Here is a 13,172-nt window from a genome sequence, read left to right as displayed (position 1 = left end):
TGGACGATGGAGCGAAAATACCTCACGCGCCATATTGCGTTAGTCTCATAGTTTATTTCAATCGTTAATGACCTCAAGGAAATATTCAGGGCCGTATCGAAGTGATGGTCTCTATTGAAACGGGGAGGATTCAAATGTTCAAGACGTCCAACTTTTTAGTCCATTCGAGTCGAAAATCGCGCTTGGTTCAGCTTCTTTCCTGCGCGGCCATCGGTGGTACGACTATGTTTTGCGCTATGGCTCACGCTCAGGAAAATCAGCTTCAGGACATTGTCGTCACCGCACAAAAGCGGGCTCAGAATGTTCAGGATACGCCGCTCTCTGTGACTGCGGTTTCAGGTGATCAACTCGCTTCCGTTGGCATCGCTACCGTCCAAGAACTTAATCGCATCGATCCCGCTTTGCAAATTGGCCAGGCTGCAGGCACCGTAACCACCTTCATTCGAGGAATTGGCAACCCTGTCACTACAGCCGGCAACGAAGCAAGTGTGCCGGTCTATATCGACGACGTCTACTTTATCCGCGCTGCGGCGCCTTTTTTCGACCTCGCCAGCGTGGAACGCGTCGAGGTTCTCAAAGGGCCGCAGGGAACACTGTTCGGGCGCAACGCATCGGGTGGCGTGATCTCTATTTATACGAAGGACCCGAGTCAAAATGCTGAGCTTGAGGCGCGTCTGGGTTATGCCAACTATCAGACCATGGATGCGAAATTTTATTTAAACCTGCCGATCACGGAAAATCTGGCAGCTAATATTTCCGCCAGCTATCACAATCAGGATAAAGGCTGGGGTAAAAATCGGAGCCTTGCGGATCCGTTCAATACGTCTCTCGGACATTTGCCGAGCAATGACGATTATTGGAAAGGCCGCAGCTTCAGTGCACGCGGAAAGGTCCTGTGGGAACCTGTCGATAGCCTTTCTGTCAAGTTGATTGGCTATTATCAGAATAGCTGGAACCAGATCGGCATCTACGCACGTCCTTTTCCTGGGACGGTGGGCGGGTCACCTGACCCGGTGCATGCTGGTTTTGGCAATTCGGGCAACTTTCCGGTCCCGTCGCAGGAACTGCCGCCGCTCGGCTTCTATGATGTCGCTTTGGGCGCCACACAAAAGATGTACGACAAGTCGGAAGGCTATGGCTTCTCCGGCCGTCTCGACTTTGAACTAGGGTTCGCCGATATTGTCAGTATCACTGCCTATCGTAAGAATGACGAGCTTTACGCCTCTGCGGGAAATTTCTCGCCCTACGACTGGGCACGTTACAATCTAAATATTGTAGACAATCAGTTCTCCCAGGAGTTTCAGCTCAAGTCCAAGGCGGGTTCGCCCGTCAACTGGATCGCCGGCCTCTACTATCTGAACGCGGATGGCGGTTTCGACCCGACTACGATTTACGGGCCGGGTTTACAGGCACTGCTGGTAGATTCAATCAACATCCGGGGCGAGCAGAACGTCAAATCCTATGCAGCCTTTGGCCAGCTGACCTATCCCATCACCGATAACACCAATGTGACGAGCGGCCTGCGTTACACGATCGACAAGGTTGCTGGCCTTGGGACAACCACGACACTGTTCATTCCGGAGCTGCCGTACCTGCTTCAGAATGTCCCTGCGGTCGCGGGTGCATTCGGTGCACCGGCCGGAACCGTCTTCGACGCAGCGACAGCTAATGCCATTGTGTCTGGCGCCCAGATGCCAGTGAATAATGTGCCGGGGGGCGGTGTTGCGCGCAAAACGTTCAAGAAGTGGACGTGGAAGGCTTCGATTGATCATAAGTTCAACGACGATATAATGGTTTATGCCAACTACAGCCGTGGCTACAAAGCTGGCACGTTCAACACGCTGCCGCTGGACCAGGCGGAGCCGTTATCGCCTGAAATGGTCGATGCCTATGAAATCGGGTTCAAGACGGAACTGGCTGACCGTCGTATTCGCCTCAACGGTGCCCTGTTCTGGAACGACATTAGCAATCCCCAGGTGCAGGCGCAGAGAAATGGTTTGGTTTTTCTCAAAAATGCCGGTTCCGCGCGGACTAAGGGTGCCGAGTTGGACCTGACCGCCGTCGCGGCCGAAGGCCTGACGCTTCGATTGGCTGGTACATATTTGATCGCCAAGTTCCGGGACTTCCCGGACGCTCCTTCCTATTGCCCTAACCCTCAGGTGGATGCGGTCACCTGTCAGGCGCTCACTCCTAACCTGCCGCTTGCTCCGGGTAATCTAAACACCATCGTTGTGGATGCTTCCGGCAATTACATGCCCTACGCATCAAAATGGAAATTTAGTGGCGGGTTCAGTTACGATCACAACCTCGCCGACGACAGCAAGATCACTCTGGACGTGAATGCAAACTGGTCGGATAAATTCAGTTGGGATGCCGACAACGTCATACAGGAACCCTCGCACCTCCTCCTGGATGGCTCTGTTTCCTTCACGCCAGGCGCCGCGGAGCAGCTGACCCTCCGCTTCTGGATGAAGAACGTCACGGGTGAAAAGTTCAACATCAACTATTATGCCATAGCCTCGGGGTCAGCCTTTTCGAGTGCTCCGGGCGCACCGCGCACCTATGGTGCTGAGCTGATATTCAAGTTCTGAACTTCAGACATATGGTGATGGCGGCGGTCGACAGTGTCGGCCGCCTTCATCCTGTAATATCCTGCGAGCGAAGGGACAAGCCGGTCGAACCATGGCACTGATTCGACTTAACGCTACCTTCGTGGGACGTGTCTGACTCTGCCGCTTCTCATCTAAAGGAAGTCGGTCGCTCGACGGCCTTTGCGACGCGCGGGGAAGGTAATCTGAGTAGCGATGTAGATCACATCGATGACTCGGGAATGAGGCCAGAGGCTTGTGTCTCACCGGCTTTAGATGGGAGAGCCGCGAGCAGGCTCTCGTTGTTGTTCCGGGATGACAAGTGCAATTTTTTATGTGGCTTTATGACGACTCTCCCATAAGGACAGCGGATGAAGCAATCACCCAGATATCGCGAGCGGCCCCCGGTGCGGACAGGATTTGACCAGAAGCGGGTCGCGCCCTCGGAATTCGACGCCAAGCTCACCACACCTTATCTCATTACGATGGTGGCTCGCCTCCAGTCTCATCTTTATGCTGTCAGGACCGCCGAAGCCGATGTGAGTCAGGCTGCGGCCTTCCTTCTCCTTGAACTGTATCAGGAAGAGCCTCTTTCGCATTCCGAACTGACCAAACGGCTCTCGATAGCGCATGCGACAGTAGCACAAACGCTCAAGCGGTTGGAGCAGCGAGGTCTCGTTGAACGAAGCATTTTTGAGGTTGACGCGCGGCAGGTGCGCGTGAGGCTTACAGCCAAAGGCCGCGAAGTGTGTGCGCCGCTACGTGCCGAAGGTGATGTCCTCAATGACGAAATCCGGTCAGTTTTGGGTGCTGAGAGGGAAGAAGCATTGCGAAAGAGTTTAGCGGAACTTGCTGAACACTTTCGTGTTGGCCAGCGGTAGTGAGGTGGTCCCGCCTTTTTGGACAGTTTGGCGGCGAAGTTAAGCTCATCCCGGGTTTCGTTAGGCCGCCATTTTGGTGATCATTATCTCGGGGGGCATCCCCCCGATAATGAAGCGCCGATCCGCCGATAGGCCTCCACAGGGTTCGCCCGGCCAGGCCCGAGTGCGGTCGCTGCGTGTTGTAATAGGTGATCCACCTGCCGAGGCCAGCGCGCAGTTCGGAGCCGGTCTCGAAGGCGTGCAGGTAGACGCACTCATATTTGAGTGACCATCACAGCCGCTCGATGAAGACGTTGTCCATCCAGCGGCCCCGCCCGTCCATGCTGATCCTGATCGCGGCGTTCTTCAGCACGGCGATTAATACCGAGGCGCATTGATCAGAACCCATGAGCCCATGAGCGTAGGCCGAGGGACATGATGCGCCAAGGCTGCTCGACGAGCTGGTTCCAGGCGAAGCAGCAGTGTTCGACTATGTCGTCATAAGATTTGAAGATGCGGTTCGACAGCCAGTTGTCGCGCATGAACTGCCAAACGTTCTCGACTGGGTTGAGTTCGGGGCACCGGGGCGGCAGCGGCATCAGCGTGATGTTGCGAGGCACGATCAACTCAGCTGATCCGTGCCATCCGGCCTGATCGAGCAGCAGGACGGCATGTGCACCCGGTGCTATGTGGAAGGCGATCTCCTGGAGATGCATGCTCATTGCCTGGCTGTTGCATCTGGGCATGACGACGCCAGCGGCCTTGCCTTCAGCGGGACAGATCGCGCCGAACAACCATGCAGAGGACCGCCGCTGATCCTTGGGTGCCGAGGGTCGAGTGCCGCGCCTGGCCCAGCGTCGGGTGAGTTTAGTCTGCTGACCGACGCGGGCCTCGTCCTGCCACCACAGCTCTACCGGCGTTCCTCTCGGGAGCTTCCGCCTGATCTGCGCCAGACGGGAGGCAAAGCTTTTTTAAAATCGGCAATGTCGTCAGGCTTCTGACCACGATGGCGCGGGCGCGCCGAGAGCTTGCGGTAGCCCATTGCACGCAACTCGCGTCCGAGTGTGTGGCGCGTGACAGAGAGCGCGAACTCTTCCCTGATCCACCGCGCCAGATCGACAAGCCGCCAGCGCACTACACCGTGCGCCGCAGGGATCGGTCCCGCCTCGACCACCGCCGCTAGCCGGCTGCGCTGCTCCTCGTTCAGGATAGAGGACCGGCCCCGCGCCTTGCGCGTGGCCAAGCCATCAGGGCCGCCCTCGTTGAACCGCATAACCCAGTCGCGCACGATTTGTAGCGTCACGCCGGCAAACTTCGCCGCTTCGCTTCGGCTTCCGCCGTCCAGGATCACCGCAATGGCGAGGAGGCGACGGACTTGATCCGCGTCTCCACTTCGCCGCGCCGCCCCACGCAAATCCGCCGATGTGTAGTCAGAGCGAACACCAACCGCTGCTGCCATCACAAGCCTCCTCGTGCTTGCAACATCGAATCAGAATTTTAGCAGCTTGGGAATCCCGTACGTGAGTCAGCCTCAGCGCGCCTTGGTATAAGTCGAAGCTGGTGAACTGGCTGCCCTGGTCTGTGTTGAAGATTTCGGGTTTCCCGAAGCGCGTCAGCGCTTCCTTCAATGCCTCAACGCAGAAGCCGGCATCCATCGTATTGGACAACTTCCACGCCAGCACCTTCCTGGTCGCCCAGTCCATGATCGCCACCAGGTACAGGCAGCCCCGCCGCATCGGGATGTAGGTGATGTCCGCACACCAGACGTGGTTGGGGCGCTCGATCACCAGCTTGCGCAGCAAATAGGGATAGACCCGATGCTGCGGGTGCGGATCGCTGGTTCGTGGCCGCTGGTAAATCGGCGACAGGCCCATCTTGCCCATCAGCCGCCGCACACGACGGCGGCCGACATCATGACCCAGACGGCGTAGGTGCCGGACCATCTGGCGGCTGCCATACCAGGGCATGTCGAGGAACGCCGCGTCGATCACGCGCATCAGCGCCAGCGTCTCCTCGGTCTACGGCACCCGCGCGTAATAATAGGATGACCGGCTGATCGACAGCAGTCGGCACTGCGCCGAGATCGACAACCGATCGTGAGCAGGCTCGATCATCGATCGCCTCCGATCCACGCTCATCGACCGAAGGCTTTGGCAAAAAAATCGCGTTCCACGACAAGCTGGCCGATCTTCGCGTGCAGCTTGTCGAGGTCCGCCTCGCTGGACGCCTTCACCGCCTCGCTCGCCCCGGAAAATGTCGCCGACATCCCCTCGACCGCCTGCTTCTTCCAGCTCGCGATCATCGTGTGGTGGATGCCATACTTGGCTGCCAGCTCCGCCAACGTCAGATCACCACCGATCGCTTCCAGCGCCACCTTCGCCTTGAACTCAGCCGAATACCGCTTCCTTGTCGTCTTCATTCCCGTCCATTCCTCAGGTCGGGAGTAGCTTAACACCCTGTCCAAATTTCCAGCACCATCTCACAGAACGAATCCTGCAGTGGCTGAAGTGCTGACCTTCCACCCCACAATCCGTCGAGCAAAAGCGTCAATCACAAAGGCGACGTAGACGAAGCCCGCCCAAGTATGCACGTAGGTGAAATCGACAACCCACAGAGCGTTGGGTCGGCTGACGCGAAACTCCCGATTGACCTTGTCCAGCGGACACGGCGCCTTCGGGTTGCTGACAGTGGTGACTGTCTTCTTTCCACACCGGAAGCCCGCCAGTCCCATGGCGCGCATCAATCGTTCCACCGTGCATTTCGCCACCGTGATGCCGTCACGCCGCATCTGGTGCCAGACCTTGCGTGCGCCATAGAGGCCAAAGCTGGCCTCATGGACACGCTTGATCTGTCCCTGATCTCCTCATCGCGCCGGGCACGTGCCGGACGCCTCCCGGGATCGGCACGGCGAGCAGCATGTTCATGGTAGGAGGAAGGGGCGATCGCCAGTTCGCGGCAGATCGGCTCGATCCCCAAATCCTAGCGATGGGCGTCGATGAACGCCATCATCATCTCCCGGGGTGGTCGTGCTCCGCCATCGCAAAATACGCTGACGCCTTGCGCAAAATCTCGTTGGCGCGGCGCAGTTCCTTCACTTCGCGATCAAGCAGCCTCAGCCGCTCACGGTCATCGGCAGCCAGCGCCGCTGATCCCGCTCGTCGGCTCGCCTCCTCGCGGCACCAGCGGCGCAGCATCTCCAGCGAGCAGCCGATCTTCGCAGCGATCGACTTCATCACTTCCCATTCCGAGCCATATTCAGCTCGCTGCTCCGCGACCATACGGACCGCGCGCGCGGACTTCAGGAGAAAATTTGTTTGTCGTCTTGCTCATCACGGATGCTCCTTCTCACAAGTTGGAGCCTCCTGAAAAGCCGGGGCGCTTCACATCATCGCATTCGCGGGCTCACAATCTGGTTCAGTGCTGCGAAAGCTCGGCAATTTGGGTGTAGTCGTGGCCATCGCCTGAAGTGCTTCCAGTGTGTCAGCGGTAGCCTCCTGGAACGCGGGACGCGCGGTCATCCGGCCGATGTAGGCCCGAATTTTTGGCATACCCTCGAACCAATTATCAAGATTGGCGAGGAAGAGCGGGAAGCTCAACATGAAATCGGCCCCGGTCAGTTCATCACCAATGACCCAGCCGGTTTCGCGCAGGTGGTTTTCGAGCATTCGCGCATAACGCACCGCCTGGCGCTTGCCCTCGAGACCGACTGCGGGAACCGTTTTGATAAGACAGCCGGGTGGCGGTGCACAGTGGTCCCAGTAGATGCGCTGGTGCACAGCAAACAAGCCTTCCGCCCAGAACATCCATTCATCGACTAGCACGCGCTCATCGCTGCCTTCGGGGACGGTAAAGCGACCGTCGCCGTGGCGGCGGAGGATGTGGTTGATCATTGCGCCAGATTCGGTGATCGCGAGAGCGCCATCCAACATTGCCGGCAGCGACCCCATGGGGTTGATCTGGCGATACGCGGGATCGTGGCGGTCATAGCCATAGAAATCGAGCGTGACCGTTTCGTACGGGAGGCACAGCTCGTTCAGCAGCCACTTAATGCGGAGGGAGCGCGTGGTCGGAGCGTGGAACAGTTTCAGCATGGCGTTCACTTTCTCGAATTGGACCACTGCTCCGGCGGCGGATTATTCGCAAAGCTGATCTGGCCGCGATCATGAACTTAGGTATGCACAAATATCGTATGCTTGCAAACTCATAGCGGCACTTCGCTAACTCTGCTAGAAGCGAAATGGCATGGCTCATCATCTTTTGTCTAAACGACGTAAGACATCGATCCTCCATGAAATCTATGTGCTTCAGAGCGCATTCTTGGTCGGCGTCGGTCCGCTCGTCGGCACCATATGCAACAGGTTGGTGCCATTCGAACGTTCTACTGCACTATCGATCTTCGCGCTGAATGGGCTGTTTTTCCTATTCTACCGAGTGCGCCTGTCGGGCGTCAGTATGTCTCCACCAGCAGTCGACTGATCCTGAGCGATGCAATCTTCCACGCGCCGTCGATGCGACGATAGCTTTCATGGTAATGCCCATATCCGTAGAAGCGTTCGAAAGGCGCGCCGGACGGCATCCGCAATATGTCCGCCAACGCCCAGATTCCAGTAGCGGCGTCCTCTGACAAGATGTCGATTTCTGGCATGTGCCCGTAATGGGCACTGTTGATCGGGTCGATACCGCTGCTGACATATTCAACAATCGCGGGACGACCGATGATCGGCTCTTGATCCGGCCCAGGAATTTCCTCGAACGCTCCGCGCACGTCGAATATGGCATCCTCGGTAAATAACTCTGCAAATCTGCGCCAGTCCTTCGTATCCATCAGCCGGAAATAGCGCGCCTTCAGCCGCTTTATTTCCTCGATCGCGAGTAAAGTTTCGACTGCATTCGGCATTAGTCTCTCCGTCGGCAAGTAGGTGATGTGCTAGCATTCGATACGCTAGAGACACGACCCAAATAGAGCCTAGCTCCATCATGTCGCGTTCGACTGCCATGGCTATGCCCCCATTACGCAGGCATCGGCGGGGATGGGCATGCCCCATGATGTCATCGTCGAATCGATCGGGCTACGCCAAATCTTCGCCATCGATCCCAATGGCGTGCGTGTGGAGCTGAACTTCGCCGGCGACTGATATGTCGGATGGCTGACTCGCTTGTCAGTGCCACCCGCCCAATAATCCTCAGCCCGCCGTCGGGCTGAAGATCTTCGCCTTGCCATCCCAGTTGGCGCCAGCCTGCTGAATCATGTCGAAAAGGCTCTGGACCTCGGGCTTCAACACGCCGATCTCGAGGATGTTGTTTTCCTCAGCATCCATCGCGAAATAGGCGATCTGAGACCCGTCTGCGAACTCAGCTCCCTGCAGTCGCGTGCCGCCGTGTTCAGCGACCCAAGCTTCCGCATCTTCCATGCTGTCGGAGAAAGCGCATAAGTGCTGGACGCCTTTACGGCCGACATCCAAAAACTCTTGGAAGATCGACGGGCCTCGCGGTTCGATAAGTTCGATCATCAGGTCCCCGGAAAATGCGATCGCCGCGCCGTACTGTGCGAAATGCTCTTCGCCGCGATAATCGCCTCGAACCATCTCGAAAGCGGGAAAGATGAAAAAGGGACCCACGCCCATCGCCTCGGCCCACCAATCGATCGCCTCGTTCAAGTCGGACACCACATAGGCGATTTGGTTGAGCCGCCCCCAAGGCTTGTGCACCATAATAATATTGACCTTCCATCTATGTTGATGCGTTAGGTAATCATATGCAAGCATGCTATCAGGAAGATCAGGATGAACCAACTCATAAAAATATGGCAGATGAACATGCGTAGGACGAAAAGCCCCGTGGACTTGTAACGATCGTCTAACTGCGTGGGGGCATCAGCGGCAAAATCACCGTCCAGCCAGTTTGCTGCGACGCCGAGACGATGGTGGCTGTCCGTCGTAACCTTATGCTTGCGTGTGCGAACCGGCTTTATTCCGTTGATGTTGGCTACGCCGCCCTTCGGGTCATCAGGTGTCCGACCCGGCGCTCACCAACATCGAGTCCCACCTCTTTCAACTCCATCGTCATCCTCGGACGACCATAGCTGCCCAGGCTAAGGCTGTACTGTTCCCGGATGTGGGCCAGCACTTTCATGTCCGTCCGCTCCCATCGACTGATCGGTCGCGAGCGCCAGGGACGATAACCACGCTCGCTGACAAGCATGACGCAGTAGAGCAACTCAACAGGCTAGCGGTGCCGTCAGCTAGGCTCAGGACCTATTAAATTGCTTGCAGGGATGCAGATCGGTTGATTCAATGGCGGCGCAAGGAGGCGTTGTCATGAGTGATCTGATCTGGTTGTCGGAGGCGCAGATGCGCCGGATCGAGCCATATTTTCCGCTGTCCCACGGCGTGCCGCGGGTGGATGATCGTCGGATCATCAGCGGTATCATCTTCGTCATCAGGAACGGCTTGCGATGGCGCGATGCGCCCGCCGACTATGGTCCGCCAAAGACGATCTATAATCGTTTCATCCGGTGGAGCCGGCTCGGGGTGTTCAACAAGATCTTCTCTGCCCTTTCAGCGAAGGGCGGGAAGCCCGATCAGTTGATGATTGACGCGACGCACCTCAAGGCACACCGGACGGCGGCCAGCCTGCTCAAAAAGGGGCTGTTCCCAGACATATCGGACGCACCAAGGGCGGCCTGAACTCGAAGCTCCACGCTGTGTGCGATGGCAAGGGCAGGCCATTGGTCATGCTGCTGAGCGAGGGACAGATGAGCGACTATAAGGGGGCCGCCCTGATGCTCGACGCCTTGCCTCGGGCCAAAGCTCTACTCGGTGATCGAGGTTATGACGCCGACTGGTTCCGCAAGGCGCTCGCCGAACGCAACATCACCGCCTGCATCCCGTCAAAGAAAAACCGAAAGGTCACGATCCCGCACGATGCCGTGCTCTATCGCCAGCGGCACAGGATCGAGAACATGTTCGGCCGACTCAAGGATTGGCGGCGCGTACACACTCGCTACGACCGTTGCGCCCACACCTTCATGTCCGCCATCTGCATCGCAGCAACCGTCCTCTTCTGGCTCAATCAATGAGTCCTGAGCCTAGGACAAGCCCGATCAGCAGCAGCTTGATTTGGCGAGGCATTTTCGTCGGCAGTCTCATGTCGAAGCGGTTCGCAGACCGGCCATTAACAAACCCGGGTGCACCCCCATCGTTTAGCTCCAAATTTTGGCATCGCTAGGCACATAGTGCGAGTATCCGCAGGTGGTCCCTCCATGGGCAATTTTTGGCTTCATAAAGACGCAAGGCGCCGAGCCGCTTCACCTGTCTCACGATCTGGTCCATCAAGAGCTTTGGAGTGTCCGACGGCGCACGGCTGCGCCTGGGCGCTGGCGTTGTCTATAACGGCAAGAGCAAATCGACCAGTGCCTTCGATCCCTATGGCTCCAATCCCGCCATTCCGGCCGACACCCTCTATACGGTCGTGACGCCGTCCCGCACCACCGTTGAAGCTTTGGCGGCGATCAACTGGCAGAGTTGGTGCCTCGCAATCAATGCGACGAACCTGCTGAACAATAAATTCTACGCATCCTGCCTTGCGCGCGGCGACTGCTTCATGGGTGCTCCCCAACGTCATGGGCACCGTGAGCTATCGCTTCTGATTGATTGAATTTGGCCGGGCGCAAAGCCCGGCCAAGTGGGCGTTTGCGGCGGTGGTAATGTGCACCCTTGTTTCGTCCCGGCGACGGGCGGGCCGCAGGTCGAGCCGTCGTATACAAGGAATGGCAGCTTATATCGGTTTTCGGCGCTGAGCGGCCAGTCAACAAACCGGCCGCAGAGGACATTGAGCGCCTGCCCGGAGGTCCCACCTTGGACAAGGTTTGCGCGAATCAGGGGAGCAGTCATTCCTAGCTTTGCGGTGAATTGTGACTCGAGTACGCGCCGAAAACCGCCAAAAAGGTCCGGGGGTAAGTGCGGGGGTGTCGGTCAACTTGACTTTTCAAAAAGACGAAAAATCAGCTAAATCAAGGCACTATTCGAGTACGTAAGCGCACCAGTACTTCAGTAGGAAATCCCTGAAATACCTAGCGAAAGTGCCTTTCGGCTTATGGCCGAGGGATTGTCTTATTTATGTGCTTTTGGGTTGATCCCTAGCAACCCAGTGGGTGAAGCGTGGGACGGAAACGGGGAGCGTTGTGGATGCCCCGTGGCAAGTTCTTTGGGGTCATGATTCGGCGATACTGAAGGAAAGACCTCTCAGTTCAATCCGCAGCACTTCTTGTATTTCTTGCCCGATCCACAGGGACATGGATCATTGCGGCCGACCTTTCCGCCTGTTGCCGACGTGGGCCGGTTTTGATCATTTTCCAGTCGCCATTCGTGGAGCATCAAGACCCAAATGGGGATCAGGTCCGGTGCTTCGCGGTCCCAGCGATCCCCTTCCTCGTCGGTGAGCTGATGTCGGCCCTCCGCGAAGGCTGCAAGCTCGGTGATCCCCGCGATCGCAGCTTTCGGTCCCTCGTCGTCACTTGCCTTTATCCGGTTCCATCCCCAAGGGGCCAGCTTCATGGCCTTGGAGAAGCCTTCAATCCACAGCTCCCAAAGCGTTTCATTGCTTCTGGTGTCGACTTCCAGGATCGGCGCAAACCCGTCCGGCTCGTCAAGGCTGGCAAGAATCTCATTATAATGCCGCATTACAAGGTCGAAAAAGTGCTGCAATTCCTCTGCGTCGAATTTTGGCGTGTCTGGACCGCACACATGTTTCAACCAAACCGAAGGTGGCACCATGTCGGGGCTGACGATGATGCCGGTAAGAAAGCCGTCTAACTCCGACAGCAACATGCCTTCATCGAACTGGTTAATCAGCAGGTCGTCGAGTTCGTCCAGGTAGCCGTTCATACGCTTTCCTCTAACTCGCGGCCAAAATGTTGGCGCTCATACTCTGTGCGACGGATGACCTAAGCAAGGCCGCGGGCTCCATGATCGGCGGCTCAAACGCAATTCCGGCGGCATGAAGGCGTTCGAAAATGTCTCCTGTCTCGGAGCTCCAGTTGGCTGGCATGGCGTCTTTTAGCCCCAAGCCACCAATGGCTGGGCGGTTGTCGAGATATTTGTACTCATCGTCGGTAATCATAATGATGGCCAAGAACGGCCGTATTTCATGCGCGACCTCCTCAACCGAAGCTCCCTCTTCAAGTCTAGCTATGCATCGATCACGAAGGAAGGCGCACGGCACAACATGCTCAGGATGCCTGCCACCTTTCTTGCCGTGGCCCGTCGGCACATGCGCGGCAGCCACGAAGAACTCGAAACACCGCGAATGCGCGCCCTCCTTAGCGAGGCGGGTTTGCTGTAGGTATCGAACAAGGCGAATGAAGGAGCGCTGGATAATCGTCTCGGTGTCGCTCACCGGCTGGAAGGCCCTTGCCGCGTCCTCGCAGAGAATTGCTAAATCCGCATTCATTGCTGTGTCGAGGGCAGGTGCGGCATGATTCAACGCCAGCCATTTCGCTAGCTCGACCGCAGCCTGATATAAGGACAGCCCTCGTTGCCTATAGAAATCACCGAGCACCAAATTTCGGATTGACCCGTTCGATATTTTTACGGGGGCGTGCAATTCGATGACGCGAGTGTCCCCCTCCGAGCCTTCCTCCCACATTTCCCAGAAGAATCGGACGGTCTCAAAAACCTTCCGGACATATGCCGCTCGCTTTGCTGTTTCCGGCGTACTCATCATT

Annotated in this window: 10 protein-coding genes, 4 pseudogenes and 1 other annotated feature; of the genes and pseudogenes, 4 read left to right on the top strand and 10 right to left on the bottom strand. The window is 57.2% G+C overall.

The window, feature by feature from the left end:
* Nucleotides 1-134: 134 nt before the first annotated feature.
* Both ACZ5YV_RS09040 and ACZ5YV_RS09035 read left to right on the top strand, forming a co-directional pair.
* Nucleotides 135-2,591, top strand: coding sequence for a TonB-dependent receptor (locus tag ACZ5YV_RS09040; RefSeq protein ID WP_464787331.1), 2,457 nt, complete (start codon nucleotides 135-137; stop codon nucleotides 2,589-2,591).
* A gap of 368 nt (nucleotides 2,592-2,959) precedes the next feature.
* Nucleotides 2,960-3,469, top strand: coding sequence for a MarR family winged helix-turn-helix transcriptional regulator (locus ACZ5YV_RS09035; RefSeq protein ID WP_464787330.1), 510 nt, complete (start codon nucleotides 2,960-2,962; stop codon nucleotides 3,467-3,469).
* Between the two features lie 142 nt (nucleotides 3,470-3,611).
* Here the strand turns inward: ACZ5YV_RS09035 and ACZ5YV_RS09030 are convergent.
* The 8 genes and pseudogenes from ACZ5YV_RS09030 to ACZ5YV_RS08995 form a co-directional block, all read right to left on the bottom strand.
* Nucleotides 3,612-3,809, bottom strand: a pseudogene (locus ACZ5YV_RS09030) (integrase core domain-containing protein); the annotation flags it as partial.
* Between the two features lie 37 nt (nucleotides 3,810-3,846).
* A protein-coding gene (locus tag ACZ5YV_RS09025; protein WP_464787329.1) for an IS630 family transposase occupies nucleotides 3,847-4,907 on the bottom strand; the annotation gives its coding sequence in 2 pieces (ribosomal slippage) (nucleotides 3,847-4,374 and nucleotides 4,377-4,907; 1,059 coding nt in all).
* 49 nt (nucleotides 4,908-4,956) lie between these two features.
* Nucleotides 4,957-5,867: pseudogene (locus ACZ5YV_RS09020) on the bottom strand (IS3 family transposase); the annotation flags it as partial.
* A gap of 63 nt (nucleotides 5,868-5,930) precedes the next feature.
* A pseudogene (locus ACZ5YV_RS09015) lies at nucleotides 5,931-6,778 on the bottom strand (IS3 family transposase); the annotation flags it as partial.
* Nucleotides 6,383-6,499: a sequence feature (AL1L pseudoknot), on the bottom strand. Its footprint overlaps the pseudogene before it by 117 nt.
* Before the next feature lie 50 nt (nucleotides 6,779-6,828).
* Nucleotides 6,829-7,539 carry a glutathione S-transferase family protein gene (locus ACZ5YV_RS09010; RefSeq protein ID WP_464787328.1) on the bottom strand — a complete coding sequence of 237 codons (711 nt, stop codon included), beginning with the start codon at nucleotides 7,537-7,539 and terminating at the stop codon, nucleotides 6,829-6,831.
* Between the two features lie 356 nt (nucleotides 7,540-7,895).
* Nucleotides 7,896-8,345, bottom strand: coding sequence for a nuclear transport factor 2 family protein (locus tag ACZ5YV_RS09005; RefSeq protein WP_464787327.1), 450 nt, complete (start codon nucleotides 8,343-8,345; stop codon nucleotides 7,896-7,898).
* Between the two features lie 286 nt (nucleotides 8,346-8,631).
* The gene (locus ACZ5YV_RS09000) at nucleotides 8,632-9,159 is read right to left on the bottom strand and encodes a VOC family protein (protein ID WP_464787326.1); all 528 of its coding nucleotides are present in this window, start codon (nucleotides 9,157-9,159) and stop codon (nucleotides 8,632-8,634) included.
* A 149-nt stretch (nucleotides 9,160-9,308) separates the two neighbouring features.
* Nucleotides 9,309-9,673: pseudogene (locus tag ACZ5YV_RS08995) on the bottom strand (IS3 family transposase); the annotation flags it as partial.
* 92 nt (nucleotides 9,674-9,765) lie between these two features.
* Here ACZ5YV_RS08995 and ACZ5YV_RS08990 point away from each other — a divergent pair.
* Both ACZ5YV_RS08990 and ACZ5YV_RS08985 read left to right on the top strand, forming a co-directional pair.
* Nucleotides 9,766-10,526, top strand: a protein-coding gene (locus ACZ5YV_RS08990) for an IS5 family transposase (RefSeq protein ID WP_464787115.1) whose coding sequence is annotated in 2 segments (ribosomal slippage) — nucleotides 9,766-10,099 and nucleotides 10,099-10,526 — 762 coding nt in all. Because the reading frame shifts where the segments join, the coding sequence is not laid out codon by codon here.
* A gap of 266 nt (nucleotides 10,527-10,792) precedes the next feature.
* Nucleotides 10,793-11,104, top strand: a complete 312-nt coding sequence (locus ACZ5YV_RS08985; RefSeq protein WP_464787325.1) for a hypothetical protein — start codon at nucleotides 10,793-10,795, stop codon at nucleotides 11,102-11,104.
* 587 nt (nucleotides 11,105-11,691) lie between these two features.
* On the opposite strand, the gene ACZ5YV_RS08980 is transcribed toward ACZ5YV_RS08985, so the two are convergent.
* Entirely contained in the window at nucleotides 11,692-12,333 is a 642-nt protein-coding gene (locus tag ACZ5YV_RS08980; RefSeq protein ID WP_464787324.1) for a UPF0149 family protein, read from the bottom strand.
* A 10-nt stretch (nucleotides 12,334-12,343) separates the two neighbouring features.
* Complete coding sequence (locus tag ACZ5YV_RS08975; RefSeq protein WP_464787323.1) at nucleotides 12,344-13,171, bottom strand: hypothetical protein; 828 nt, start codon at nucleotides 13,169-13,171, stop codon at nucleotides 12,344-12,346.
* Nucleotide 13,172: the final 1 nt, after the last annotated feature.

The sequence above is a fragment of the Sphingobium sp. TomTYG46 genome, assembly GCF_055396345.1.
The sequence above is the reverse complement of the archived record's forward strand: the minus strand, read 5'-3'. Positions and strand labels throughout refer to the sequence as shown.